Genomic DNA, 24,422 nt, shown 5'->3' on the forward strand with positions numbered 1-24,422 from the left:
GGCCGACAATTGAAACCGCCTTCGCCACACATGTGAAGATATCGTTAACGCGCGCATTTGGCGCCCACCTCGCCTTAGCGGCGGCGGCCCGCTATAGGGGCGTCCGGCCAACAGGACAGTCCTCGCGCATGCCACGCATTACGTTCGTCTCCTTCGATGGCGCCTCCCGCACGGTCGAGGCGCCGGTCGGCGCCACCGCCATGGAGGCCGCAGTAAAAAATCGCGTTCCCGGCATAGACGCGGAATGTGGCGGCGCCTGTGCTTGTGCGACCTGCCACGTCTATGTGGATGAAGCATGGCGAGAGGCGGTGGGTGAGCCGGCGCCAATGGAAGAAGACATGCTCGACTATGCCTTCGATATGCGGCCGTCTTCGCGATTGTCCTGCCAAATCAAGCTGACAGCCGCGCTCGATGGGCTAATACTGCATACGCCGGAGCGGCAGGGCTGACTCGGTATCCGGCGCGGATTGAAGCGCGCCCTGGAGTAGAGGCGTGGCCGAGGCGGTAGAACTCTCAATCGTCATGCCCTGCCTGAACGAGGCGGAAACCCTCGGCGCGTGCGTGGCGAAAGCCATGTCCTATCTGGCAAGAAGCGGCATTTCCGGCGAGGTCCTGGTGGCCGACAACGGCTCGACGGACGGCTCCCAGGCCATCGCCGCCGCCAGCGGCGCCCGCGTGGTTCCGGTTCCGGAGCGGGGATACGGCGCCGCCCTGAAAGGCGGCATCGCCGCCGCCCATGGCCGCTACGTGGTCATGGGAGATGCAGACGATTCCTATGATTTCGCCAATCTCGACGCGTTCGTCGCCCAGCTGAGGGCGGGCGCGGACATCGTGATGGGGAACCGCTTTCGCGGCGGCATCGCGCCCGGCGCCATGCCTTTCTTGCACCGTTATCTGGGAAACCCTGTGCTGTCCTTCCTCGGACGGCTGTTCTTCCATGTGAACGTGCACGATTTCCATTGCGGCCTTCGGGGCTTCAACACCGCGGCCATACGTGGGCTGCGGCTGGAAACCACGGGTATGGAGTTCGCCAGCGAGATGGTCGTGCGCGCCTCTCTGGCGGGTAAAGCCATCGTCGAGGTGCCGACCACGCTGAAGAAGGACGGCCGCTCTCGGCCGCCGCACCTCAAGACGTGGCGGGACGGCTGGCGGCATCTGCGCTTCCTGCTGCTCTACAGCCCGCGCTTCCTCTTTCTCTATCCCGGCCTAGCCCTGATGCTGGTGGGATTCATCGGCATGGCGGCACTGTTTCCCGGGCCGCTGGTGATCGCGCCCGGCGTGCGGCTGGACATCCATACCTATCTGGTGGCGGCGATGACGCTGCTGGTGGGCGTCCAGGCGGTATCTTTTTCCATCATCGCCCGACGATACGGCGCGCTGCTGGGGTTCCTTCCGGCGTCGGAAGACCTTGAGCGGGTGCTGCGCGCGTTCAGCCTGGAACGCGTCCTGATCGGCGCGCTGGTGGTTGGCGCCATCGGCCTCGGCTGCACGGTCTGGGCTTTCGTGAGCTGGGTGGAGGTCGGGTTCGGCAATCTGGCTTATGGACAGGTGCTGCGTGTTCTGGTGATCGGCCTGACCGGGCTCACCTGCGCCATCCAGCTCGCTTTTACGGCATTCCTCGCCAGCGCGATCGAAATGCCGCTGCGCCCTTGAGGGCGAGGATGATGAGCGCCAGCACGGCGATCCACGCCACGCGGGACTGGTAACGGTCCGTGGGGTTGGAGAGGATGCCGCAGACTGCGGCATTGGCCGCGAGGATGGCGAACAGGCTTCCGGCCATGAGACAGATGTCCAAGCGCCGCGTCCACCCCGCCCAGACGACGACCGCTGTGAGGATGAGGGTGGCGCCGATGGCGACGGGCACGTGGAGCGCGTTCAGCGCTTCGAAATCAAGGCCTGCCGCCGATTGCTGCCGAGCGGCCTTCATGGCGGGATAGGCGGCGGGCGCGTCCTTCTCGATCACATCGTAGCTGTCGATGAGATAGTTGAAGAAGCTCTCCCCCGTTGCCGGCGTGACCATCTGGCGGGCGAAGGCGCGCACCGCGAGGGCGGCGTTGCGCAGGGGCTCGTCGAGGACACTGCCGATGATGATGGCGCGCATATAGGGCTCACCGCCTCGCGATCCGCCGATGGCGTTGAAGATCTCGTCATTGTCCCAGAGGAAATCGTTGGCGCTGTCTGGCAGCTGGTCGCGGTATTGGCACAAAGGCTGGCTGGGGTCCGGGCAATGGCGGGCAAGGTAGCGCGCCACCATTCCATCCTCCAGCAGCCGCCCGAAGACGAAGGCGACGCCGCCCGGCGTCTGGGCAAAGCGGCCGGCGATGACGAGGTTGGCGAAGGGGTTCAAAAGCCCCCCGACCAGGAGCGCCGCCACCGGCAGCCGCCAGCGCAAAGCGGGGCGGAGCGCCGGAATGGCGAGGCCGGCGCAGAGCGCCACGACCACCAGCACGATCTGTATGGCGAGCGCGGATGCATGGCAGGCGCCGGCGAGGGCGGCGGTCGAGCCCAGCACGGCGACTTCCGCGGGGCGAAGCGCCGGCCTTTTCCACAGCAGCAGATAGAGCGCGAGCGGGCCGTAGGCGGCGAGCGCATCCGGCATGAGCTGGCCCGCCACGAAAGGCAAAGCGGTGAAAACGGTCAGGAGCGCGCATGCGGCAAAAGTGACGAACGGCCGCCCGCCCCAGCCGTGGACGCGCAGCATGAGCATGACCAGCCAAGCCGCGAGCAGGCTCTGGGCGAGGACCACCGGCCAGAAGTCCGGCCACCGGCCCGCCATCAGCAGCAGGCCGTAGCTGACGGAGCGGCCGGGGACCACCATGCCGGACGCCACGGTGGAGAGGTAGCCGCCGGTGTCCCAGAACAGGAACGGAAAGCCGTTGAGCCATGCGGGCAAGGCGATGATGAGGGCAGAGGCCGCCACCGAGAGCGCCATGGCCCAGCGCCTCGACACGCGCACAGGCCGCCGCGCGGCTGGGGGATTGAGGGCCGTCATGCCCGGCATCCCGGCCCGGCGGCCCGTGTGGCGAAGCTCAAGGTGATACTCATCCTTCCTTTACCGGAGGCTGACACAATGTTGCCAGGGCTGACGAGGATACATCATGGCCAGTGTCACTGCCTCGGCTGAAAGATACGCTGTCGTGCCGTCCGCTGAACTGCATTCCCCGACAATACTCGTCTTCGATTCGGGCCTCGGCGGCCTGTCTGTGTTCCAGGAGATCGCCCGGCTGCGGCCGGACGCCCGCTATGTCTACGCGGCCGACGCCGCCGCTTTCCCCTATGGCGACATGGGCGAGACGGCGCTGACGGCGCGCGTCGCGGAGGTGATGGACGACCTCATCGCCGCCTGCCGGCCGGACATGGTGGTGATCGCCTGCAACACGGCCTCCACCCTCGCTCTGCCGACGCTGCGGGCGCGCTACAACGTCCCCTTCGTCGGCACCGTGCCGGCCATCAAGCCGGCCTGCGCCGCCTCGGTCTCCAAGCGCGTCAGCGTCCTCGCGACGCCGGGCACGGTACGGCGGGACTACACCGCCAGCCTGATCCGCGAATTCGCCAGCGCCTGCAAGGTGTCCCTGGTTCCGAGCGATACCCTCGCGGGACTTGCCGAAGCCATCATGCACGGCAGCCCGGTGGACGACATCGACATCCGCAACGAGATTGCACCCTGCTTCGTGCAGGATGATGGCGGGCGCACGGACACCATCGTACTGGCCTGCACGCATTATCCGCTGATCCTCGACCATCTGAAGCGCCTGTCGCCCTGGCCGGTCTCCTGGGTCGATCCCGCCCCGGCCATCGCCCGGCGGGTGGTGTCCCTGCTCGGCCCGTCCGCAAGCGCGTGCAGCCCGAAGCCGGTGCGCCTCTTCTCCACAGCGGAGCCGCTGGACCGCGACCTCGTCTCCGCCGTCCTGCGGCGGCAGGTCGAAGCTTCCGACGTGCTCCCGGCACGGGTAAAGGTCGCATCTTGACCGCCGAGGAGGGGACAAGCGCCTCTTTGGGGCGCCGCACGCTCCTCGCCGGGCTTCTGGGCGCGGCGGGGACGGCGTTCCTTCCCTCCATTGCATCGGCCCAGAGCGCAGCGCAGCCGTTTCCCGCCTGGGTGGCAAAGTTCAAGGCGCGGGCACAGGCACGGGGCATCAGCGACGAGGTCTATGATCGCGTCATGTCCCGCGTGGTGCCTGATAAGAGCGTCTACGCCGCCGACAAGGCGCAGCCGGAATTCCAGGAAGAGGTCTGGCAGTATCTCAACCGCCGAGTCTCCGATTGGCGCATCGAGACCGGCCGGAAGAAAGCTGTGGAATACGCCTCGCTCTTCACGCGGATCGAGGAAGCCTTCGGCGTCGATCGCCGGATCATGCTCGGCTATTGGGGCATGGAATCGGCCTTCGGCGAGGTGGTGGAAAACCCCAAGCATATGAAGCCGGTGCTCAATTCCCTCTCGGCGCTGGCCTGGGGCGAGCCGCGCCGTCGGAAATACTGGGAAACTGAGCTTCTCAACGCTTTGGTCATCGTCCAGCGCGGCTGGGGCACGCCGGAGGAAATGGTCGGCTCCTGGGCCGGTGCCATGGGCCATACCCAATGGATGCCGGAAGTCTGGCTCAATATGGGCGTGGATTTTGACGGCAATGGCCGCATCTCGCCCTTCGGCAAGCCCGACGATGCTTTAGCAGGCACCGCCAACTATCTGGTAAAGCGCGGAAAATACCGGCGCGGCGAGCCGTGGGGCTTCGAGGCGAAGATTCCCGCCGGCTTCGATACGAACCTTGCCGACAACAAGACATGGCGCGGGCTCGACGCCTGGGGCGCCCGGGGCGTGACGACCGTCGATGGCACCTCGCTCTCGGGATACGACGCCGAGGCGCGGCTCTGGCTGCCGGGCGGAAGCGGCGGCCCTGCCTTGCTGCTGCTGCCGAACTTCTATGCGGTGCGCTCCTACAACCCCTCGTCCAGCTATGCCCTCGCCGTCTGCCATCTGGGCGACCGGGTGGGGGGGGAGGGGGCGTTCGTCACCCCCTGGCCGGGCGGCGAGCGCACGCTGACGCTCGCGGAGATCCAGGAAATCCAGGTGCGCCTGACCCGCGGCGGCTTCGACACCGGCGGCACGGACGGGCGCGTCGGCCAGGACACCATGCGCGCGGTGCGCGCCTTCCAGCAGCAGGCAGGGCTTTCGCCGGCGGACGGCTATCCCGGCGTGAAGGTGCTCAACGCGCTGCGGAGCCGCTAGGCCCGCATGGCCTTCGAGCATCATCGCGGAGCTCGCCAAAGGCTTTCCCGCATTGACATGGCGCCGTCACACGCCTAGAAGCCATCGCCTCGCTGGTCGAAAACTTCGGCCGGCGGGAAAGACGTTGGTATTTGCACCCGTGGCTTCAGCCGGCAGCGCGTCGGCGGGTCTGTCAGTGGTCTTCGGACCACAGAGGAGGGGCGCGATCCAATCCAAAGACGACGCAAAAAGGATCAGCGTTACATGAGCAAGCGCATCGCGGCGAAGCACAAGATCGACCGCCGCATGGGTGAGAATATCTGGGGCCGCCCGAAGAGCCCCGTCAACCGCCGCGAGTACGGCCCCGGCCAGCACGGCCAGCGCCGCAAGGGCAAGCTCTCCGACTTCGGCGTGCAGCTGCGCGCCAAGCAGAAGCTGAAGGGCTATTACGGCTCCATCGGCGAGAAGCAGTTCCACGCCATCTATGTTGAAGCGGGCCGCCTGAAGGGCGACACCGGCGCCAACCTGATCGGCTTGCTGGAAAGCCGCCTCATCGCGGTGGTCTACCGCGCCAAGTTCGTGCCCACCATCTTCGCCGCCCGCCAGTTCGTGAGCCACGGCCACGTGAAGGTGAACGGCCGCCGCGTGAACATCCCCTCCTACCAGGTGAAGGTGGGTGATGTGATCGAGGTGAAGGACGCCTCTAAGCAGATGGCCCTGGTGATGGAAGCCCAGCAGCTCGCCGAGCGGGACGTGCCGGACTATCTCGAGCTCGACGCCAACAAGCTGGCCGTCACCTTCGTGCGCATCCCCGAGCTCAACGAGGTTCCCTATCCGGTTCAGATGGAACCGAACCTCGTGGTCGAGTTCTATTCGCGCTGATCCTGCGGGACATCGCCAAGCTTTCGAAGGCCGCCTCCGGGCGGCCTTTTTCGTTTTCGGCTACATTTCCCAATCCAGCTGCTCGACGCCGGGCATCCCGCGCAGTTTTGCGACCAGCGGCGGCGGCGTGCCCGGGCTCGCCTTGCTCCAGATGCTGAACCGGTATTCCCGCCGGCCGGAGATGGGCTCGTGGCGGACGAACATGCGTCGGATGTGGACATCCGATTCCTTCAAGGTTGCCCTCAGAATCTCTTCGGTGGGTCCGTCGCGGCCAAGGGCGAGGGAGATCGTCGCTTCCTTCCGCTTGTGAAGGTGGGCCTCGACATATTTCAGCGCCCACAAGGTGAGGAGGCCGAGGCCAAAGGCCAAACCGCCCAGCACAAGCTGGCCCGTGCCGAAGCACAGCCCCATGACGGTAACGAACCAGAGCGTCGCCGCTGTGGTGACACCGTGCACCGGCCCGTCCTGGCGCCGAATGATGGCGCCGGCACCGATGAAGCCCATGCCCGTGAGGATGCCGAGCGGCAGGCGCATGACGTCGATCTGCGCGAAGTCGCCGGCCTCTTTGCCTGCGGTGGCGAGAAGGAGGTTGCCGCTCATGGTGGCAAAGCAGGCGGCCAGCCCCACCAATATGGTGGTGCGCATCCCCGCGGCGCGCTCCTGCCATTCCCGGTCGAGGCCGAGCACGGCGCAGGCAAAAAAGCAGCAGGCGAGCCTGAGGCCGAGATCTGTCCAGTCGGGATTAAGCGGCACACTCTTCTCCTTTGAGGAGAACGTACCGCGTCATCAAAGCGTTGCGAAGCTTGCTCTGGCCGGCGGCCTCGCCGCTACCAGCAGCAACCGCCACCGCCCCAGCCGCCACCCCACCCGCCGCCCCAGGCAGAAGGCTGCGGCACCGGCGGGTTGATATAGAGGCGCGGGGGAGGGCCGTAATAGATCGGCGCCGCGGGCGCGACGATGAAGGCCGGATTGGGCTCGGTCACCACGATGGGGGTGGGGACCGGAACGGGAACCGCCACCGGAACGGCGACCGGAATCCCGACAGGCACCACCGCCGGCCCGGTCGCATAAGGCGCGGGGCCGTCAAAACCGAGATAGGCGGCGGCGACGAAGGCGGAGCCCGACGGGCCGATATTGCACCAGGAGGGTGAGCAGCTCAGCACCTGGACCGTGGAGCCGCGCGGCAGCCCGCCGATCACCGGAAACCGCGTGCCTGGCCCCGCCCGAACATTCAGATCGGTGAGAACCACGGCACCGGCCGAGGCCGACGCGGTCGTCAGAAGGAGCGCCGCGACGGCGAGAAAGGCCTGGCCCGAACGTCTCATATGCCTGCTCCGAAGCTGCGCATCCACGGTGCTGTCTTGCACCGCGCCATCCTGCTCGCGCTACCTTGCCCCGGACTTGCACTCCGAGCGCCGCATCACTCCGATGCGCGGATCGCCTGCACGGCCTGGGACAGGAATTCATCCATGGTGCGGCGAATCTGGTGGTCGGACACTTCGATGCTCTTGGCATCGAAATCGGTCCGCAGCTTGCGGAACACGTCCTCGTCACCGTGCTCCTCGAGATCGGCGACCACCACTTCCTTGGCGTAGGCCTGCGCGTCCTCTTCGCTGAGGCCGAGCTTCTCGGCTGCCCACAGGCCGAGCAGCTTGTTGCGCCGCGCCAAAGCCTTGAAGCGAATCTCCTCGTCCAGCGCGTAGGCCTTCTCGAAGCCATCCTCGCGCTTGTCGAACGTGGTCATGGCAGCCCTCATGTTGACGTTTTCGTGACAGATATCAGGTTCACGGCGAACCGCTCTCCCGCTCAGCGCCCTTGAATATAGGGGCGGTTCCCCTAGATCAACGGATAGGGTGTCGCCGTCGAAAAATGCGCCGAGGGCGCGGCCTGTGACAGCGCGTTGTGTCCCGCCCGCCGATCGGCTAGTGTCCGAAGGGGGTGTAGCGTGCGCTGCAAAACGGCGATCGATGCACCCCGCCGAGGAGCGTCACCCGAACGGAGCCTTGGCAAATCCATGGATTTCCTCAATCGACGGTATACCCCCATGAGCCGCCGCCGCCGCATCTACGAAGGCAAGGCGAAGGTCTTGTATGAAGGCCCCGAGCCCGGAACGCTCATCCAGCACTTCAAGGATGATGCCACAGCCTTCAATAACAAGAAGCACGAAGTCATTGACGGCAAAGGGGTGCTTAACAACCGGATCTCGGAATACATCTTCTCGCGGCTGAACGAGATCGGCGTGCCGACTCACTTCATCCGCCGGCTCAACATGCGCGAGCAGTTGATCCGTGAAGTGGAGATCATTCCGCTTGAGGTGGTAATCCGCAACGTCGCTGCCGGCTCGCTGTCCACCCGCCTCGGCATCGAGGAGGGCACGGCCCTGCCGCGCTCCATCATCGAATTCTATTACAAGAACGACGCGCTGAACGATCCGCTGGTCTCCGAGGAGCACGTCACGGCCTTTGGCTGGGCGACAACCCAGGAGATTGACGACATCATCGCGCTCGCCATCCGCGTGAACGATTTCCTCACCGGCCTGTTCCTCGGCGTCGGCATTCGCCTCGTCGACTTCAAGATGGAATGCGGCCGCCTCTGGGAAAACGACATGATGCGGATTGTCGTGGCCGACGAGATCAGCCCCGATTCCTGCCGTCTGTGGGACGTGAAGTCCGCCGACAAGCTGGACAAGGACCGTTTCCGCCGCGACATGGGTGGTCTCGTCGAAGCCTATTCCGAGGTGGCTCGCCGGCTCGGCATCTTGGGCGAGAACGAGCCCACCCAGACGAAGGGCCCGGCTCTGGTTAAGTAATCCGGGCCGAGACTTGATCCCAACTTGAACGGGGGCCATAAGGCCCCCGCTTCCGTTACGAGTGGTGCTTCATGAAGGCGCGTGTAATCGTCACGCTGAAATCCGCGGTTCTGGACCCGCAGGGCAAGGCCATCGAGGGCGCGTTGCGCTCCCTTGGCGTCTCCGGGGTGCAGAGCGTGCGGCAGGGTAAGGTTTTCGACGTGGAACTGGCCGGCAACGACAAGGCGTCCGCCGAATCGGTGCTGAAGGATGCCTGCGACAAGCTGCTCGCCAACACGGTCATCGAGACCTATCGGGTCGAGTTTGCCGAATGAAGTCCGCCGTCATTGTCTTTCCCGGCACCAACCGCGAGCGCGACATCCAGCGGGCGCTGACGCTCGTCGCTGATTCCAAGGTCAAGCCGGTCTGGCACGCCGAGACGGAGTTGCCCAAGCACACGGACCTCGTGGTCCTGGCGGGCGGCTTTTCCTATGGCGACTATTTGCGCTGCGGCGCCATCGCCGCCCGCGCGAACATCATGGATGCCGTGCGCGCCCATGCTGCGAAGGGCGGGCTGGTGCTTGGCATCTGCAACGGCTTCCAGATCCTGTGCGAGGCCGGCATGCTGCCCGGCGTCCTGGTGCGCAACGCCAAGCTGCGTTTCGTCTGCCGCGAAGTGCGCCTGAGGGTGGAGCGGGCCGACACGGCCTTCACCCGCGCGTATCGCAAGGGCGAAATTCTGCGCATTCCCGTGGCGCACGGCGAAGGCAATTACACCGCCGACGAGGAAACCATTCGCGAGCTGGAGGCGGAAGGGCGCGTCGCGTTCCGCTATGCCCGCCCGGACGGCGAGATCGACGAGGCCGATGGCCCCAACGGCGCCATCAACGGCATTGCCGGCATCTATTCCGAGAAGCACAACGTGCTTGGCATGATGCCGCACCCGGAGAATCATATCGAGCCGCAGATCGGCCCGGTGGACGGGCGAGGGCTGTTCGAAAGCCTCGCCATCGCGCTGAAGGCGGCCTGAATGTCGGCCTGGATAAGATCGCCCAGCGGTCTTATCTGTTGGACCGGCGCACTTCTGCAACAGTGAGACGATCGATGCGACCGGAGGCCGAGAGCCACGGCGCGCCATCGGATGGGATCGGACGCACGTGAACCTTATTCCGAACACCCCCCGCATCACCCCCGAGCTCGTGGCCGAGCATGGGCTGAAGCCGGACGAGTATCAGCGCTTCATCGAGCTGATCGGCCGCGAGCCCACCATCACCGAGCTCGGCATCGTCTCGGCCATGTGGAACGAGCACTGCTCGTACAAATCCTCCAAGGTCTGGCTGCGCACGCTGCCCACCAAGGGCCCGCGCGTGATCCAGGGCCCGGGCGAGAATGCGGGCGTGGTGGAGATCGGCGACGGCATGGCCGTGGTCTTCAAGATGGAGAGCCACAACCACCCGTCCTTCATCGAGCCCTATCAGGGCGCGGCGACCGGCGTCGGCGGCATCCTGCGCGACGTCTTCACCATGGGCGCGCGCCCCATCGCAGCGCTGAACGCGCTACGGTTCGGCAATTGCCACCATCCGCGCACCCGCCATCTCATCGCTGGCGTCGTCGCCGGCATCGGCGGCTACGGCAATTCCTTCGGCGTGCCCACGGTGGGCGGCTCGGTGGGTTTCCACGCCCGCTATAACGGCAACATCCTAGTCAACGCCATGGCGGTCGGCCTCGCCAAGGCCGACGAGATCTTCTACGCCGCCGCGAGCGGTGTGGGCCGTGCCATCGTCTATCTCGGCTCGAAGACCGGGCGGGACGGCATCCACGGCGCCACCATGGCCTCCGCCGAATTCGGTGCGGACGCCGAGGAGAAACGCCCCACCGTGCAGGTGGGCGACCCCTTCGCCGAGAAGCTGCTGCTGGAAGCCTGCCTCGAGATCATGAAGGCCGGCTGCGTCGTCTCCATCCAGGACATGGGCGCGGCGGGCCTCACCTGCTCGGCCGTTGAGATGGGCGCCAAGGGCGACCTCGGCATCGAGCTCAACCTCGACGCCGTGCCCTGCCGCGAAACCGGCATGACCGCCTATGAGATGATGCTGTCCGAGAGCCAGGAGCGCATGCTCATGGTGCTCGCGCCCGGCAAGGAAGAGGAGGCCGAGGCCATCTTCCGCAAATGGGGGCTGGACTTCGCCATCATCGGCCACACCACCGACACGCTGCGCTTCATCGTGAAGCACAAGGGCGTCGTGGAGGCCGATCTTCCCATCAAGGAACTGGGCGACGAGGCGCCGGAATATTACCGGCCCCACACCGAAGCCCCGCCCCGCAAGGTGCTGATGCCGAGCGACGTGCCGGACAGCGTACCGCTCGCCGATGCCCTCGAGCAGCTCGTCATGTCGCCGGACCTGTGCTCCAAGCGCTGGATCTGGGAGCAGTACGACCACCTGATCCAGGGCAACACCGTGCAGAAGCCGGGTGGCGACGCCGCCGTGGTGCGCGTGGAAGATGGCCCGAAGGCGCTGGCGCTCACCACCGACGTGACGCCCCGCTATTGCGAGGCCGATCCCTTCGAGGGCGGCAAGCAGGCGGTGGCGGAAGCCTGGCGCAATCTCACTGCCGTCGGCGCGACGCCCATCGCCGTCACCGACAACCTGAACTTCGGCAACCCCGAGAAGCCCGACATCATGGGCCAGTTCGTGGGCTGCGTGAAAGGCATCGGCGCGGCCTGCGAAGCGCTGGAATTCCCCGTCGTCTCCGGCAATGTCAGCCTCTACAACGAGACCAACGGCAAGGCGATCCTGCCCACCCCCACCATTGGCGGCGTCGGGCTAATCGACGATCTCGACAAGAGCATGACCCTCGCCATCAAGGCGGCCGGCGAACCCATCTATGTGGTGGGCAAGACCGAGGGTTGGCTGGGCGCCTCTGCCTATCTCTTCACGGTCTGCGACAAGGAGGAGGGCGCGCCGCCCCCGGTGGACCTCGTCGCTGAGAAGCGCAATGGCGACTTCGTGCGTGCGCTGATCCAGGAGGAGCTGGTGACGGCGGTCCACGACGTCTCCGACGGCGGCCTTCTGGTGGCCATCGCCGAGATGGCCATCGCTGGCAATATGGGCGCTTCCATCGACCGCCCCCACAACATCCCGGCCCATGCCTTCTGGTTCGGCGAGGACCAGGCGCGCTATGTCATCGTCGGCGCGCACGGGCAGGGGCCCGAGCTGGTGCGCCGCGCGGAAGCGGCGGGAGTGCCGCTGCTGAAGCTGGGCAAGACCGGCGGCGACCGCATCGTGCTGCCCGGCGAGCGCTCGATCTTCGTGGAAGCGCTGCGGGACCGGAACGAGACGTGGCTGCCCATTTATATGGGCGCCAGCGCCTGACAGGGGATAAGACATCATGGCCATGGCCGCCGGCGACATCGAGCGCCTGATCAAGCAAGCCCTTCCCGACGCCGAGGTCACCATCCAGGACCTCGCCGGGGATGGCGACCACTATGCCGCGACCATCGTCTCCGAAGCGTTCCGTGGAAAGAGCCGGGTGCAGCAGCACCAGATGGTCTATGCGGCGCTCCAGGGGAATATGGGTGGCGTGCTCCACGCGCTGGCGCTGAAGACGTCTGCTCCTGCCTGAAGCATTTCGGGCGGCGCATTGCCCATGTTTTGCGCGTGATCAAAACTTGACCTCGTGGAATGAATGTAGCCGTACATTCATACCAGAGGGTTTTCCATGCGCGCGCCGTTCCGCTCGCTCGCCATCCTGGCGACGGGCTTGTTTCTCCTGCCGCTATCCGCCTCCGCCGATTCCCCCAACGGGGTGAAAACCCTGTCGCCGCCGGGGGCCATCAAGTCCACGGGCACCTGGAACCTGGGCACGCGGGCAGGGGACTTCGTCTTCGTCGCCGGCATGCGCGGCATCGACCCTGCGACCAACACGCTGGTTCCCGGCGATGAGGCCCGGGTGAAGCAGGCCTTCCTCAACATGAAGCTGATCGCCGAATCCGAGGGCGCCTCGCTCCAGGATTCCGTGCGGCTCGTGGTCTATGTGACCGACATGTTCCGGTTCCGCCCGGTGGTGAACAAGGTGCAGGAGGAATTGTGGGGCAAAGGCCCTTATCCGCCGCGCACCATCATCGAAGTGGACCGGCTGAACCAGGACGACATCGTGGAGGTGGAGGGCACCTTCTATGCGCCGGTGAAGAAGTAAGGCGTCTCAGCCTTATGGGCGCATGATCAAGCAGGCCCTTCCCGGCGCTGAGGTCTCAATCCAGGACCTCGCCGGGGATGGCCACTCTCCCATTCGCGACCTGTCTCCAATCCGCTTCGTGAGAAGAGCCGCGCCTGCCACTGTCATACGCCCGTGAAGAGTTTATCTCCTTATCCGCCTGTATTGGTTGGGAGATTCCTTTCATGAATTGGTTTCGTCGGGCGGCCCTGCCGCTGGTTCTTGGCGCCCTGCTGCTTCCCTCTTATGCCGGTGCGCAGTCCCCGGGAGGCGTAAAGATCATTTCCCCGCCTCCGGGCTCGGTGAAGCCCAGCGGAAGCTGGAGCGTCGGCGCCCGCGCCGGGGATTTCGTGTTCGTCGGCGGCATGCGGGGCGTCGATCCCGCGACCGGCACGCTGGTGGACGGCGAGGAAGCGCGCATCCGCCAGATGTTCCTGAACATGAAGGCGGTCGCGGAGGCGGAGGGGGCCACGCTGCAGGATGCCGTCCGGCTCACCGTCTTCGTCACCGACGTGACGCGCCATCGCGCCATCGTCAACAAGGTGCAGGCCGAGCTTTGGGGGCAGGGGCCCTATCCGCCGCGGACTGTGCTGGAAGTGCGCAAGCTCGACCAGGACGATATCGCCGAAGTGGACGGAACCTTCTACGCGCCTGTGAAGAAGTAGCTTTTTCCTTCAGTTTTGCACGAGCAGCCTGTCGCCGCGTCGTCCGCGGCGACAGGCAAAGGCATGGCGGGCCATTCCGAGCTGATCACGCACGAGCCGCGGCTTTTAGGACGTGCACCTTGCACTTTGCAGCCCGAGGGCCGATCTTCAGGTACGAACCGGCGTGCCGCCGGACCATCTTCTGGACGAGAGACATGAGCATTCGCGAATTCATCGACCGCGAGGTCAAGGGCAACGATGTGGTGGTGTTCATGAAGGGCACGCCGCAATTCCCCATGTGCGGCTTCTCCGGCCAGGTGGTGCAAATCCTGGAGCATATCGGCGTGCCGTTCAAAGGCGTGAACGTGCTCGAATCCGACGAGCTGCGCCAGGGCATCAAGGACTATGCGAGCTGGCCGACCATTCCGCAGATCTATGTGAAGGGCGAGTTCCTCGGCGGCTGCGACATCGTCCGCGAGATGTTCCAGGCGGGTGAGCTGATCCCCCTCTTCGAGGAAAAGGGCGTCGCCATCCGCGACCGCGCCATCGGCTGATCGCTTCCCTTCTTAAGAATGCAAATGCCCGGGCTTTGCCCGGGCATTTTTGTTTTCAGGCCCTGCGCGTCACACCCGCCCGAACACCCGCCTGAAGATCGTGTCCACGTGCTTGAAGTGATAGCCGAGGTCGAACTTCTCGTTGATGTCGTCCTCGGAGAGGTATTTGCGCACATCCGCATCCTCCAGCAGGAAGGTGCGGAAATCGCCTTCGCCGCGCCAGACGCGCATGGCGTTGCGCTGGACCAGCCGATAGGAATCCTCGCGGCTCGCGCCCTTCTGGGTCAGCGCGAGGAGCACGCGCTGGGAGTGGATGAGCCCACCCAGCTTGTCCATGTTCTTCTGCATGTTGTCCGCATGGACCACCAGCTTGTCGACAACGCCGGCGAGGCGAGCGAGGGCGAAGTCCAGGGTCACGGTAGCGTCCGGCCCGATCATGCGCTCGACCGAGGAGTGGGAGATGTCCCGCTCGTGCCAGAGGGCCACATTCTCCATGGCGGGCATGGCATAGGCGCGGACCATGCGGGCAAGGCCGGTCAGGTTCTCGGTGAGCACCGGGTTGCGCTTGTGCGGCATGGCCGAGGAGCCCTTCTGGGCCTCGGAGAAATATTCCTCCGCTTCCAGAACCTCGGTGCGCTGCAAGTGGCGGATCTCGGTGGCGAGCCGCTCCACTGAGGAAGCGACCACCCCCAGCACCGCGAAGAACATGGCGTGCCGGTCGCGCGGGATCACCTGGGTGGAGACGGGCTCCACCTGAAGTCCCATCTTCTGCGCCACATATTCCTCAACGCGGGGATCGATGTGGGCGAAGGTGCCCACCGCCCCGGAAATGGCGCAGGTCGCCACCTCCGCGCGGGCCGCAACGAGGCGGGCGCGGGCGCGCTGGAACTCGACATGGGCGATGGCGAGCTTGATACCGAAGGTGGTGGGCTCGGCATGGATGCCGTGGGAGCGGCCGACCGTGGGGGTCAGCTTGTGCTCGAACGCCCGGCGCTCCAGCACGGTGAGCACGTGGTCCACATCGGCGATGAGCAGGTCCGACGCGCGGGCAAGCTGCACGGCGAAGCAGGTGTCCAGTACGTCGGAAGAGGTCATGCCCTGGTGGACGAAGCGCGCCTCCGGCCCGACGATCTCGGCAAGGTGGGTGAGGAAGGCGATGACGTCGTGCTTCACCTCGCGCTCGATGGCGTCGATGCGGTCCACGTCGAACTCGGCGTTGCGCCCCAGCTCCCAGATCTTGGCGGCGGCCTCCTTGGGCACGATGCCCAGGTCCGCCATGGCCTCCACCGCATGGGCCTCGATCTCGAACCAGATGCGGAAGCGGGATTCGGGGGTCCAGATGGCGGCCATTTCCGGCCGGCTGTAGCGGGGGATCATATCTGCGCTCGCTCAGGGTTCCTTGAAGCCAGCGCTCTAACAGATCGGCGCCCGATGCGGTAGCGCGCCTGCGTCAATCCTGCTTTGCCTTCGCCGTGAGGCGGGCGGCCAGCGGCCGCAGCAGATAAGGCAGCAGGTAGACCGGGAATTGCGCCACCGCCACATAAAGCCAAGTGGTGTCCGGCAGCACGCCGCCGGCCGCCGCCACGAGAATCCCGAAATTCCGGTTGCCGGCGGCATAAGCGAGCATGAGGTCCTGCCCCCGCTCCGCCCAGCGGAACAGGAAGAGGGTGATCAGCAGCCCACAGGCGGAGACCGACGCCGCGAGCCCCGCCACCCACAGCACCAGCCAGGGCTCGGCCATGAAGCGGGCGGTGACACCGTCCATGAAGGCCACCGCCAGCACCAAAAGAAGAAGCACGTTCAGCCCGTTGAGGTGGTCATTCCACCGCGCGAGCCGCGCGCCTCCGAAGGCCGCCCGCGCAATAAACCCGGCGCCCGCAGTCCCCAGGAGGATCAGGCCGAGGCGGACGGCCAGCGCCAGGCCGTCGATGGCGAGCGCCCCGTCGGTGAAGGCGGAGACCATGATGGGCGCGGTGACGGGCAGCACGCAGAGCGAAAGCACCATTACAGCCAGGCTCAAGGTCGCGTCGATGCCGAGAAGGGTGGCAAAAGCGGGCGTGGACATGATGGGCGGCGCCGCCGCCTGCATCACCAGCGCCAGCATCACGCCGCTGTCAGACGGGGGCAGCAGGCGGTTGACGATGAAGCCGAGCACCGTGGGCAGGATGCCCATGATCCAGACCATGGCGATCACGAGCAGGCCGGCATGGCGGCTGTTGCGCATCTGCGCCATGTCGGTGCGCATGAAGGAAATGGCGAGCAGAACGATGATGCAGGGCAGCAGCAGCGGCTTCGCCGCCGCGGCGAGCGGGGGCAGAGCGAGGCCGAGGAAGATGCTGGCGGCAACGGCGCGGGTGCCCTGCCGGCCGGTGGCGGCGAGCAGGCGGGAGAGGTGGGAAATGAGCATGGGACCAATCAAATGAAGGGCGACATCCTGTCCCTCCCTGCCCAATAGGGCAACCCGCTCTGGCGTCGCGCGGCTTTGGCGGATAAGACCCCCACTGTCCGACGCCTTTGCCATATAAGCGGCAGCAGGTTTACCTTGGGAGCCTCTCCCGCGCCGACGCCGGAGCGAGATCTTGCTTTATATGTCCACACGCGGCGAGGCGCCGCTCCTGTCCTTTGCGGACGCTCTCCTTGCCGGCCTTGCCCGCGACGGCGGCCTTTACGTGCCGGAAGAATGGCCGACCTTCTCCCATGAGGAGATCGCGGCGCTGGCGGGAAAATCCTATGCAGAGGTGGCGCGGCGGGTGATCACCCCGTTCGTCGGCGACGCCATTCCCCAGGCCGCGCTCGATGACATGATCTCCGACGCCTACCAGTGCTTCCGGCATCCCGCGACGACGCCCCTGGTGCAGATCGCGCCCAACCGCTTCGTGCTGGAGCTGTTCCACGGCCCGACTTTGGCCTTCAAGGACGTGGCGATGCAGCTGCTCGCCCGGCTGATGGACCATGTGCTCTCCCAGCGCGGCGCGCGGGCGACCCTCGTCGGCGCCACCTCGGGCGATACGGGAAGCGCGGCCATCGAGGCCTTCCGCCATTCCGATGCGCTGGATGTGTTCATCCTCTATCCGCACAAGCGGGTCTCGGAAGTGCAGCGGCGCCAGATGACCACGGTGGGCGGGCACAATGTCCATGCCATCGCGGTGGAAGGCACGTTCGACGATTGCCAGGCCCACGTGAAGGCCATGTTCAACCACCACGCCTTCCGCGACCGGATGGCGCTGGCGGGGGTGAACTCCATCAACTGGACCCGCATCGTCGCCCAGGTGGTCTATTATTTCTATGCAGCCACGGCCTTGGGCGCGCCGGGGCGCGAAGTGTCCTTCGTGGTGCCCACCGGCAATTTCGGCGACATCTTCGCCGGCTGGGTGGCGAAGCGCATGGGGCTGCCGGTGCGCGACCTCACCATCGCCACCAATGTGAACGACATCCTCGCCCGCACCATCGCCAGCGGCCGCTACGAGGTGAAGGGGGTGCACGCCACCTCCTCGCCCTCCATGGACATCCAGGTCTCCTCCAATTTCGAGCGCCTGCTGTTCGAGTCCCTGGACCGGGACGCCGAGACCTTGCGCTCGCTCATGGCCTCTCTGGCGCAGTCCGGCTCGTTCACCGTGCCGCGCGACGCCTTCGCCTCCATCGTCGGTGAATTCTCCGCCGGACGGGCCGACGAGCCGGAAACCGCCGCCATGATCGCCCGCACCTATCGCGAGGCGGATTATGTGGTGGACCCCCACACCGCCGTCGCACTCGCGGTCGCCGGCAAGGTGGAGCACAATCCGAACGTGCCGCAGGTGGTCCTCTCCACCGCCCATCCCGCGAAGTTCCCCGACGCGGTGGAAGCCGCCACCGGCAAGCGCCCGGCCTTGCCGGTGCACATGGCCGACCTGATGTCGCGCAAGGAGCGCTTCACCGTATTGCCCAACGACCTGTCCGCCATCGAAGCCTTCATCTCGGGCCATGCCCGCATCGCATCAGGGGCCGCTGCGTGAGCGTTCGGCAGACCACGCTGGAGAACGGCATCACCGTCATCTCCGACGACATGGCCCATCTCGGCACCGCATCGCTCGGCATCTGGGTGGGGGCGGGCGCGCGGGACGAGCAGGAGAGCGAGCACGGCATCTCCCACCTGCTGGAGCATATGGCGTTCAAGGGCACGCGCCGCCGCTCGGCGCGGCGCATCGCCGAGGAGATCGAGCAGGTGGGCGGCGACATCAATGCCGCGACCTCCGTGGAGCAGACCTCCTACAATGTCCGCGTTCTGGGCGAGGATGTGGGCCTCGGCCTCGACATCCTCTCTGACATTCTCACCGAACCCGCCTTCGCGCCCGAGGAGCTGGCGCGGGAGAAGAACGTGATCGTGCAGGAGATCGGCGCGGTCATGGACACGCCGGACGATTTGGTGTTCGACCTGTTCCAGGAGGCGGCTTTCCCCGGACAGGCGGTGGGCCGCTCCATCCTCGGCACGCCCGACACGGTGCGCAGCTTCGACCCGGAGCGGCTCGGCGCCTATCTGGGACGGACCTATCGCGGCCCGCGCATGGTGGTCTCCGCCGCCGGCGCCGTGGACCACGAACACTTCGTCGCCGAGGCAGCGCAGCGCCTGCGCGCCATCAAGAAGGACGAGAAGCCGCCGGCGCCCGCGGCCCTCTATAAAGGCGGCATCTCGCTCACCCCGCGCGATACCGAGCAGGTCCACGTGGTGCTGGGCCTGGAGGGCTGCTCCTTCAGGGTGCCGCGCTACCATGCGCTCCAGGTGCTCACCAACGTGCTGGGCGGCGGCATGTCCTCGCGCCTGTTCCAGGAGGTGCGGGAGCAGCGCGGCCTCTGCTATTCCATCTACGCCTTCCACTGGGCCTATGCGGATTCTGGTCTGTTCGGCATCTATGCCGGAACGGACGAAGGCGATGTGGGCGAATTGACCGATGTCATCATCGACCAGCTGATGGCGGCAGGCGAAACCGCCACCGAGACCGAAGTTGCCCGCGCCAAGGCGCAGATGAAGGTGGGGCTTCTCGCGGCGCTGGAGAGTTCCGGCGCTCGCGCCGAGCAGCTGGCGCGCCAGATCCTGGCGTTCGATCGCGTGATCCCTGTGGAGGAGATCGTGGCGAAGGTGGAGGCGGTCACCGTGGAGGACGTGCGGGCAGCTGCTCGGGATCTCGTGGCCGCCGGCCGGCCCGTTCTGGCGGCCATCGGGCCTGGAAAGGGGCTTGAACCTGCGGCGCGCGTGGTGGAACGTCTTCGGGTAAGATGACTTTTCGGCGTACTTGACCTGTCGCCCGCAGCCTTAGACGAGCTTCGGCATGTGGTTCCTGAAGTCGATCCTGTCTCCGGAGGTTCTCCCCGCCATCGTCGGCGACGGCGTCTATCTGCGCGTGCCGCAGATCAAGGATTACCAGCAATGGCGGGACCTTCGGGAAGAGAGCCGGTCCTTCCTCATGCCGTGGGAGCCCCTGTGGCCGGCGGATGATCTGACCCGCGGCGCCTTCCGCCGCCGGCTGCGGCGCTACGCCCGCGACATGATGCGGGACGAGGCCTACCCGCTCTTCATCTTCCGCATCAGTGACGACCAGCTCCTGGGCGGCCTCACCTTGTCCAATGTGCGGCGCGGCATCTGTCAGGCCGCCAGCCTCGGCTATTGGATGGGCGCGCCCTATGCCGGTCGGGGGCATATGCGGGCTGCGGTCACGGCGCTGCTGCCGGTGGCGTTCGACCAGCTGGGCCTGCACCGCATCGAGGCGGCGTCGATGACCAACAACATGCCCTCGATCCGCCTGCTGGAGAGCCTCGGCTTCGTGCGCGAGGGCTTTGCGCGCCACTATCTGTGCATCAACGGGATGTGGGAGGACCACTTCCTGTTCGCGCGGCTGAGCGGGGATGCCGCCGGATTGCGGCCGGACCAGCAGCTGGACCAGACCTCCTCGCCGCCGCTCGCCGCGCAATAAGCGTCAGTTGCCGGCCTTGGTCGGCGCGGGCGGAAGGGCCGTGGGCTTCGCGAGCTGCTCGATGACCGAACGCACCGCCGCTTCGCCGACCCCCTTGTTGCGCACCGCGTCCAGCAGCGGCTGGGCGGCGCCCGAGCGCTGGATCAGGCTTTTCGGGTCGAGCATCACGTAGGGGCTGCTCCAGGGGCCTTGCACGATGAAGGGCAGGTCGAACGGCGCTGCCTGACGGTCGCTCGTGCCGCTCCCAGCGGGAAGCAGCACGGCGCGGCCCTGAAGGTCGATGTCTCTGGAGCCGACCGCAACCTCGCCTTCCAGGGAGAGGAGCACCTGCTTGCCCTCCATGTGCGCCTGCTGTAACGTCGCGATGCCGTCGGCAATGAAGATCTTGGCGCCAAGCTGCTCAAAAGGCGTGCGACCGCCGCGCAGGTCGCCGCCGCCGGAGAGGGGACGACGCTCGATGCGGCGCATCACCTGGCCGATGTCGATGCCCGCGATGGCGCCGTTGGACACCCGCAGCGCCACGTTGCCGGAAAGGGACTGGGCGATCTCGTAATAGCTCGCGCCGCTGCCTTCCAGCACGGTCTGGACATCGCCGGAACCCTCAATCCGGCGGATGCCGAGAAGGTCGCCGAACGTGCGTTCGAGAGAGATGCCCGTCCCGTCCGCCTGAAGACGCATGGTGGTGCCGACCCCATCCTTCGCCGGGGACAGATCGAGGGAGGCCCGCACATTCCCACCCCAGGCCTGCGCCGTGCCGAGCGCCACCACGAGGCGCCCGGAGCGCAGCACGGCGCTGGTGGCCACCCGCTCGAAATTGCTGTCCTCGGCCCGCATACGGGCGGCGGACAGGCGCAGGTCGATATCGATCCGGGACAAGGGATGGACGTTCAGCGCGCTACGGTCCCAGGCGCCGTCGGACGGCTCGGTCATGACGAACCGGCCATAGGGCGTGAGGTCCAGGGCGTCGGCGGCGAACGTGCCCTGGATTTCCGGGCGCTCGCCGTCCAGCTTGAGGCTCAGCGCGCCTTCACTGCGATTGCCGTCCAACTCCGCGCTCACGGGCGACAGCTGGACGCCGGTGCGGTCAGCGGCAATCTTGGCCGAGAAAGCGAACCGTCCGAGCCCGCCGGCGGTGGGCGCCGGCAGGCCCACCCAGGCGAGAAGGTCGCGCAGCGAGCTTGCCTCGCCGCTGAAATCGCCCTGCGCCTTGGCGTTGGGGCCAGCGGACGAGGAGCCCTTGAACCGCATCCAGGAGGTGCCGGAGGTGATGTCCAGCCGGGTGCCGCACGGCTCGCCGGTGATAAAGGCCGCGGCATTCGCCAGTTCGAGGTCCGCATCCGCAGTCCGGTCGCGCCACGCAAAGGCGATCTTGGCGACAAGGCTCCCGCCGCCGGCGGAGCGATCGAGGCGGGCGTTGATGCCGCTGACGAGTTCTTCGGTCAGCCCGTCCGCGTTGCGCACCGCGATGGTGCCGCCCACGAGGCGCAGCTCGGGGCGGTTCGGCCCCGCCACGAGCCCCACCAGGGCCGGCCCCATGACCAGGGATTTGCCGGTCACCACCAGGGTCGGCCGGTTCAAGGTCACGTCGGCGACTTCCAGGCGCCCGATCAGCAGCGGCAGCAGGCGCAGCCGCGCCACCACTCCCTCGGCATCCAGCGACTGGTCCCCCGACATGGGGAAGACCACCTTCTCCAGCGTCACCGCCGGGGCCGGAAAGAACGAGACGCGCGGCTCCCCGCCAAGGCGCACCTTCTGGCCGGTGGATTGCGCCAACGCTTCCGTCGCCACCTTGCGCACATCCGCGGTGGGCACGAGAAGCGAGGCAAAGGATATGAGGCAGAGCCCAATGATAGCCAGGACGCCGACCAAAACGGCCGACGCGAACACGGCCCTACGGGCGTTTGCGCCGAAAATCACCACCAAGACATCCGATTTTTCGGGCCAGGGCAGGGGAAAACGACCGCACAAACTGCGGTGCGATTCCCCCATCCCCCGAGAGCGGCGCACCTTCTAAGCGGTCTGTGTCGCTTTCAAGGCTATTGAGCCCCCTGACAGCGGATGATCCAGAGGCTATGTCTTGTCCAGAAAGCCTGTGCGTTGGCTTGCGGTGCGTGGGGCCTTTGCGGTAGGCCCGCCGCAGGTCGGGGAGGGGATAATGAGCGAAGCCGAACATCCGCTGTTTCAACCGAGCGCTGCCCGGGTCGCCTCGACCCATATCGCCGGCCTCATCAGCCAGGTGAACAGCCTTCACGGCACGAACCTCTCCACCTATCGCGACCTCCATGCCTGGTCGATCAAGGATCCCGGCGACTTCTGGAGCCTCGTGTGGGACGACTGCAAGGTGATCGGCGAGAAGGGCTCCCGCCAGCTCATCGATGCCGACAAGATGCCCGGCGCGAAGTTCTTCCCCGACGCCAAGCTGAACTTCGCCGAGAACCTGCTGCGCGGCCGCGGCGATGGCGAAGCCATGGTGTTCTGGGGCGAGGACAAGGCAAAGGCCCGTGTCACCCATGACGAACTGCGCGCCCTGGTCTCGCGCCTCCAGCAGGCGCTGAAGGCGGAGGGCGTCGGTGTCGGCGACCGCGTCGCCGCCATGATGCCGAACATGCCGCAGACGGTGGCCATCATGCTGGCGACCGCCTCGCTCGGCGCCATCTTCTCCTCCTGCTCGCCCGATTTCGGCGAGCGCGGCGTGCTCGACCGCTTCGGCCAGATCGAGCCCAAGGTGTTCTTCTGCTGCGACGGCTATTGGTACAACGGCAAGCGCGTCGCCATCGCCGACAAGCTGGCGCAGGTGGCCGCCGGGCTGCCGACCCCGAGCAAAGTGGTGGTGGTGCCGTATCTCGGCGAGGCCGAGGTGGTGGCGGAGAAGCTCAGCCCCCGCGGCGTCACCCTGGACGCCTTCATCGCGCCCTTCGTCTCGGCCGAGGTGACGTTCGAGCGGGTGCCGTTCAACCAGCCGCTCTATATCTGCTTCTCCTCCGGCACCACGGGTGTGCCGAAATGCATCGTCCACGGCGTGGGCGGCACGCTGCTCCAGCACATGAAGGAACACCGCTACCAGAGCGACTTCAACGCCGGCGACCGCCTGTTCTATTTCAGCACCTGCGGCTGGATGATGTGGAACTGGCTGGTGTCCGGTCTCGCCATCGGCGCAACGCTGTGCCTGTACGACGGCTCGCCCTTTGCGCCCGGTCCCCAGGTGCTGTTCGACTATGCGCAGGCGGAGCGGTTCACCCTGTTCGGCACCTCCGCGAAATACATCGACTCGCTGCACAAGGAAGGGCTGCGCCCGCGCGACACCCATGACCTGTCCAGCGTGAAGCTCATCACCTCCACCGGCTCTCCCTTGGCGCCGGAGGGGTTCGACTATGTGTACGACGCCATCAAGAGCGACGTGCCGCTGGCCTCCATCTCCGGCGGCACGGACATCATCTCCTGCTTCGTGCTGGGCGATCCCACCTCGCCGGTGTGGAAGGGCGAGATCCAGGCGGCGGGCCTCGGCATGGCGGTGGATGTGTGGTCCGAGGACGGCAAGCCGGTGAAGGAAGAACGTGGCGAGCTGGTCTGCACCCGGCCGTTCCCCTCCATGCCGGTGATGTTCTGGAACGATCCCGAAGGCGCGAAGTACCACGCTGCTTATTTCGAGCGCTTCCCGAACGTGTGGTGCCACGGCGATTTCGCGCTCTGGACCAAGCACGGCGGCATGGTGATCCTCGGCCGCTCGGACGCGACCCTGAACCCCCAGGGCGTGCGCATCGGCACCGCCGAGATCTACGCCCAGGTGGAGCAGATTCCCGACGTGCTGGAATCCGTCGCCATCGGCCAGGAATGGGACAATGACGTGCGCGTCGTCCTGTTCGTGCGGCTGCGCGAGGGGGTGAAGCTGGACGATGCGCTCACCGCCAAGATCAAGACCCAGATCCGCACCGGCGCGAGCCCGCGCCACGTGCCGGCCAAGGTGGTGCAGGTGGGCGACATCCCCCGCACCCGCTCGGGCAAGATCACCGAGCTGGCGGTGCGCGAGGTGGTGCATGGCCGCCCGGTGAAGAACACCGAGGCGCTGGCGAACCCTGAGGCCCTGTCCGAGTACAAGGACCTGGAGACGCTGAAGAGTTGAGGCTTTTCAGCGTCGCAACTCCTCGTCGTCATCCCCGGACTTGATCCGGGGATCTTCCGCCATGCTTGGCGCCG

Annotated in this window: 24 protein-coding genes; 17 read left to right on the forward strand and 7 right to left on the reverse strand. The window is 66.4% G+C overall.

The genetic code is table 11. From position 1 onward, the window contains the following. Nucleotides 1-128 precede the first annotated feature (128 nt). Together ABLE91_RS13640 and ABLE91_RS13645 are read left to right on the forward strand one after the other, a co-directional pair. Nucleotides 129-449: a 2Fe-2S iron-sulfur cluster-binding protein gene (locus ABLE91_RS13640; protein WP_348931406.1), complete on the forward strand. Its 321-nt coding sequence runs from the start codon at nt 129-131 to the stop codon at nt 447-449. 43 nt (nt 450-492) lie between these two features. Further along, nucleotides 493-1,653 (forward strand): glycosyltransferase family 2 protein, encoded by a 1,161-nt coding sequence (locus ABLE91_RS13645; protein WP_348931408.1) that lies wholly within the window; start codon nt 493-495, stop codon nt 1,651-1,653. On the opposite strand, the gene ABLE91_RS13650 is transcribed toward ABLE91_RS13645, so the two are convergent. Beyond that, nucleotides 1,607-2,992 (reverse strand): hypothetical protein, encoded by a 1,386-nt coding sequence (locus ABLE91_RS13650; RefSeq protein ID WP_348931410.1) that lies wholly within the window; start codon nt 2,990-2,992, stop codon nt 1,607-1,609. The genes ABLE91_RS13645 and ABLE91_RS13650 overlap by 47 nt on opposite strands. A 106-nt stretch (nt 2,993-3,098) precedes the next feature. Here ABLE91_RS13650 and murI point away from each other — a divergent pair, with 106 nt between their 5' ends. The 3 genes from murI (at nt 3,099) to rpsD (ending at nt 6,085) form a co-directional block, all read left to right on the forward strand. Beyond that, nucleotides 3,099-3,968, forward strand: a complete 870-nt coding sequence (murI, locus tag ABLE91_RS13655) for a glutamate racemase (RefSeq protein WP_348931412.1) — start codon at nt 3,099-3,101, stop codon at nt 3,966-3,968. Beyond that, a complete protein-coding gene (locus ABLE91_RS13660; RefSeq protein WP_348931413.1) occupies nt 3,965-5,224 on the forward strand; it encodes a lytic murein transglycosylase in 1,260 nt (419 codons plus the stop codon). Before murI ends, ABLE91_RS13660 begins: the two co-directional genes overlap by 4 nt. Before the next feature lie 243 nt (nt 5,225-5,467). Further along, a complete protein-coding gene (gene rpsD / locus ABLE91_RS13665) occupies nt 5,468-6,085 on the forward strand; it encodes a 30S ribosomal protein S4 (RefSeq protein ID WP_348931415.1) in 618 nt (205 codons plus the stop codon). A 60-nt stretch (nt 6,086-6,145) separates the two neighbouring features. On the opposite strand, the gene ABLE91_RS13670 is transcribed toward rpsD, so the two are convergent. The 3 genes from ABLE91_RS13670 to ABLE91_RS13680 all read right to left on the reverse strand — a co-directional run bounded on the left by ABLE91_RS13670 (nt 6,146) and on the right by ABLE91_RS13680 (nt 7,829). Beyond that, entirely contained in the window at nt 6,146-6,838 is a 693-nt protein-coding gene (locus tag ABLE91_RS13670) for an MgtC/SapB family protein (protein WP_348931418.1), read from the reverse strand. Between the two features lie 74 nt (nt 6,839-6,912). Then, nucleotides 6,913-7,410: an SH3 domain-containing protein gene (locus ABLE91_RS13675; protein ID WP_348931420.1), complete on the reverse strand. Its 498-nt coding sequence runs from the start codon at nt 7,408-7,410 to the stop codon at nt 6,913-6,915. A 95-nt stretch (nt 7,411-7,505) separates the two neighbouring features. Further along, on the reverse strand, nt 7,506-7,829 hold the full coding sequence (locus tag ABLE91_RS13680; protein ID WP_348931422.1) for a DUF1476 domain-containing protein: 324 nt from the start codon (nt 7,827-7,829) through the stop codon (nt 7,506-7,508). A gap of 270 nt (nt 7,830-8,099) precedes the next feature. Between ABLE91_RS13680 and purC the strand changes: the two genes are divergently transcribed. From purC to grxD, 8 genes are all read left to right on the forward strand, one after another. Continuing rightward, nucleotides 8,100-8,894, forward strand: coding sequence for a phosphoribosylaminoimidazolesuccinocarboxamide synthase (purC, locus tag ABLE91_RS13685; RefSeq protein WP_348931425.1), 795 nt, complete (start codon nt 8,100-8,102; stop codon nt 8,892-8,894). 71 nt (nt 8,895-8,965) lie between these two features. Then, nucleotides 8,966-9,208 (forward strand): phosphoribosylformylglycinamidine synthase subunit PurS, encoded by a 243-nt coding sequence (purS, locus tag ABLE91_RS13690; RefSeq protein WP_348931427.1) that lies wholly within the window; start codon nt 8,966-8,968, stop codon nt 9,206-9,208. Next, entirely contained in the window at nt 9,205-9,903 is a 699-nt protein-coding gene (gene purQ, locus ABLE91_RS13695; RefSeq protein WP_348931429.1) for a phosphoribosylformylglycinamidine synthase subunit PurQ, read from the forward strand. Before purS ends, purQ begins: the two co-directional genes overlap by 4 nt. A 136-nt stretch (nt 9,904-10,039) precedes the next feature. Further along, nucleotides 10,040-12,244: a phosphoribosylformylglycinamidine synthase subunit PurL gene (gene purL / locus ABLE91_RS13700; RefSeq protein ID WP_348932053.1), complete on the forward strand. Its 2,205-nt coding sequence runs from the start codon at nt 10,040-10,042 to the stop codon at nt 12,242-12,244. A 16-nt stretch (nt 12,245-12,260) separates the two neighbouring features. Continuing rightward, entirely contained in the window at nt 12,261-12,494 is a 234-nt protein-coding gene (locus ABLE91_RS13705) for a BolA family protein (protein WP_348931431.1), read from the forward strand. A gap of 96 nt (nt 12,495-12,590) precedes the next feature. After that, nucleotides 12,591-13,067 carry a RidA family protein gene (locus tag ABLE91_RS13710; protein ID WP_348931432.1) on the forward strand — a complete coding sequence of 159 codons (477 nt, stop codon included), beginning with the start codon at nt 12,591-12,593 and terminating at the stop codon, nt 13,065-13,067. A gap of 203 nt (nt 13,068-13,270) precedes the next feature. Beyond that, on the forward strand, nt 13,271-13,750 hold the full coding sequence (locus ABLE91_RS13715; RefSeq protein WP_348931434.1) for a RidA family protein: 480 nt from the start codon (nt 13,271-13,273) through the stop codon (nt 13,748-13,750). A 194-nt stretch (nt 13,751-13,944) separates the two neighbouring features. Next, nucleotides 13,945-14,283: a Grx4 family monothiol glutaredoxin gene (grxD, locus tag ABLE91_RS13720; protein WP_348931436.1), complete on the forward strand. Its 339-nt coding sequence runs from the start codon at nt 13,945-13,947 to the stop codon at nt 14,281-14,283. A 69-nt stretch (nt 14,284-14,352) separates the two neighbouring features. On the opposite strand, the gene purB is transcribed toward grxD, so the two are convergent. Both purB and ABLE91_RS13730 read right to left on the reverse strand, forming a co-directional pair. Further along, nucleotides 14,353-15,660 (reverse strand): adenylosuccinate lyase, encoded by a 1,308-nt coding sequence (purB, locus tag ABLE91_RS13725; protein WP_348931437.1) that lies wholly within the window; start codon nt 15,658-15,660, stop codon nt 14,353-14,355. A 73-nt stretch (nt 15,661-15,733) separates the two neighbouring features. Further along, complete coding sequence (locus tag ABLE91_RS13730) at nt 15,734-16,690, reverse strand: hypothetical protein (protein ID WP_348931438.1); 957 nt, start codon at nt 16,688-16,690, stop codon at nt 15,734-15,736. Between the two features lie 181 nt (nt 16,691-16,871). Here ABLE91_RS13730 and thrC point away from each other — a divergent pair, with 181 nt between their 5' ends. The 3 genes from thrC to ABLE91_RS13745 are packed head-to-tail and all read left to right on the forward strand — an operon-like array spanning nt 16,872 to nt 20,228. Next, entirely contained in the window at nt 16,872-18,275 is a 1,404-nt protein-coding gene (thrC, locus tag ABLE91_RS13735) for a threonine synthase (RefSeq protein WP_348931439.1), read from the forward strand. Then, nucleotides 18,272-19,537, forward strand: coding sequence for a M16 family metallopeptidase (locus ABLE91_RS13740; RefSeq protein ID WP_348931440.1), 1,266 nt, complete (start codon nt 18,272-18,274; stop codon nt 19,535-19,537). Before thrC ends, ABLE91_RS13740 begins: the two co-directional genes overlap by 4 nt. Nucleotides 19,538-19,586: 49 nt before the next feature. Then, entirely contained in the window at nt 19,587-20,228 is a 642-nt protein-coding gene (locus ABLE91_RS13745; RefSeq protein ID WP_348931441.1) for a GNAT family N-acetyltransferase, read from the forward strand. A 3-nt stretch (nt 20,229-20,231) separates the two neighbouring features. On the opposite strand, the gene ABLE91_RS13750 is transcribed toward ABLE91_RS13745, so the two are convergent. Beyond that, nucleotides 20,232-22,040: an AsmA family protein gene (locus ABLE91_RS13750; protein ID WP_348931442.1), complete on the reverse strand. Its 1,809-nt coding sequence runs from the start codon at nt 22,038-22,040 to the stop codon at nt 20,232-20,234. 343 nt (nt 22,041-22,383) lie between these two features. Here ABLE91_RS13750 and ABLE91_RS13755 point away from each other — a divergent pair, with 343 nt between their 5' ends. Beyond that, entirely contained in the window at nt 22,384-24,348 is a 1,965-nt protein-coding gene (locus ABLE91_RS13755; RefSeq protein ID WP_348931444.1) for an acetoacetate--CoA ligase, read from the forward strand. The last annotated feature ends 74 nt before the right edge of the window (nt 24,349-24,422 follow it).

The organism is Aquabacter albus (genome assembly GCF_040049275.1).
In the GTDB taxonomy this organism is placed as follows: domain Bacteria; phylum Pseudomonadota; class Alphaproteobacteria; order Rhizobiales; family Xanthobacteraceae; genus Aquabacter.

What these genes read in the sequence shown, in the direction of transcription:
- ABLE91_RS13640 (WP_348931406.1), top strand. Translation starts at nt 129, where the DNA reads ATGCCACGCATTACGTTCGTCTCCTTCGATGGCGCCTCCCGCACGGTC.
- ABLE91_RS13650 (WP_348931410.1), bottom strand. Translation starts at nt 2,992, where the DNA reads ATGACGGCCCTCAATCCCCCAGCCGCGCGGCGGCCTGTGCGCGTGTCG.
- murI (WP_348931412.1), top strand. Translation starts at nt 3,099, where the DNA reads ATGGCCAGTGTCACTGCCTCGGCTGAAAGATACGCTGTCGTGCCGTCC.
- rpsD (WP_348931415.1), top strand. Translation starts at nt 5,468, where the DNA reads ATGAGCAAGCGCATCGCGGCGAAGCACAAGATCGACCGCCGCATGGGT.
- ABLE91_RS13675 (WP_348931420.1), bottom strand. Translation starts at nt 7,410, where the DNA reads ATGAGACGTTCGGGCCAGGCCTTTCTCGCCGTCGCGGCGCTCCTTCTG.
- ABLE91_RS13680 (WP_348931422.1), bottom strand. Translation starts at nt 7,829, where the DNA reads ATGACCACGTTCGACAAGCGCGAGGATGGCTTCGAGAAGGCCTACGCG.
- purC (WP_348931425.1), top strand. Translation starts at nt 8,100, where the DNA reads ATGGATTTCCTCAATCGACGGTATACCCCCATGAGCCGCCGCCGCCGC.
- purS (WP_348931427.1), top strand. Translation starts at nt 8,966, where the DNA reads ATGAAGGCGCGTGTAATCGTCACGCTGAAATCCGCGGTTCTGGACCCG.
- purQ (WP_348931429.1), top strand. Translation starts at nt 9,205, where the DNA reads ATGAAGTCCGCCGTCATTGTCTTTCCCGGCACCAACCGCGAGCGCGAC.
- ABLE91_RS13705 (WP_348931431.1), top strand. Translation starts at nt 12,261, where the DNA reads ATGGCCATGGCCGCCGGCGACATCGAGCGCCTGATCAAGCAAGCCCTT.
- ABLE91_RS13710 (WP_348931432.1), top strand. Translation starts at nt 12,591, where the DNA reads ATGCGCGCGCCGTTCCGCTCGCTCGCCATCCTGGCGACGGGCTTGTTT.
- ABLE91_RS13715 (WP_348931434.1), top strand. Translation starts at nt 13,271, where the DNA reads ATGAATTGGTTTCGTCGGGCGGCCCTGCCGCTGGTTCTTGGCGCCCTG.
- grxD (WP_348931436.1), top strand. Translation starts at nt 13,945, where the DNA reads ATGAGCATTCGCGAATTCATCGACCGCGAGGTCAAGGGCAACGATGTG.
- purB (WP_348931437.1), bottom strand. Translation starts at nt 15,660, where the DNA reads ATGATCCCCCGCTACAGCCGGCCGGAAATGGCCGCCATCTGGACCCCC.
- ABLE91_RS13730 (WP_348931438.1), bottom strand. Translation starts at nt 16,690, where the DNA reads ATGCTCATTTCCCACCTCTCCCGCCTGCTCGCCGCCACCGGCCGGCAG.
- thrC (WP_348931439.1), top strand. Translation starts at nt 16,872, where the DNA reads ATGTCCACACGCGGCGAGGCGCCGCTCCTGTCCTTTGCGGACGCTCTC.
- ABLE91_RS13745 (WP_348931441.1), top strand. Translation starts at nt 19,587, where the DNA reads ATGTGGTTCCTGAAGTCGATCCTGTCTCCGGAGGTTCTCCCCGCCATC.
- ABLE91_RS13755 (WP_348931444.1), top strand. Translation starts at nt 22,384, where the DNA reads ATGAGCGAAGCCGAACATCCGCTGTTTCAACCGAGCGCTGCCCGGGTC.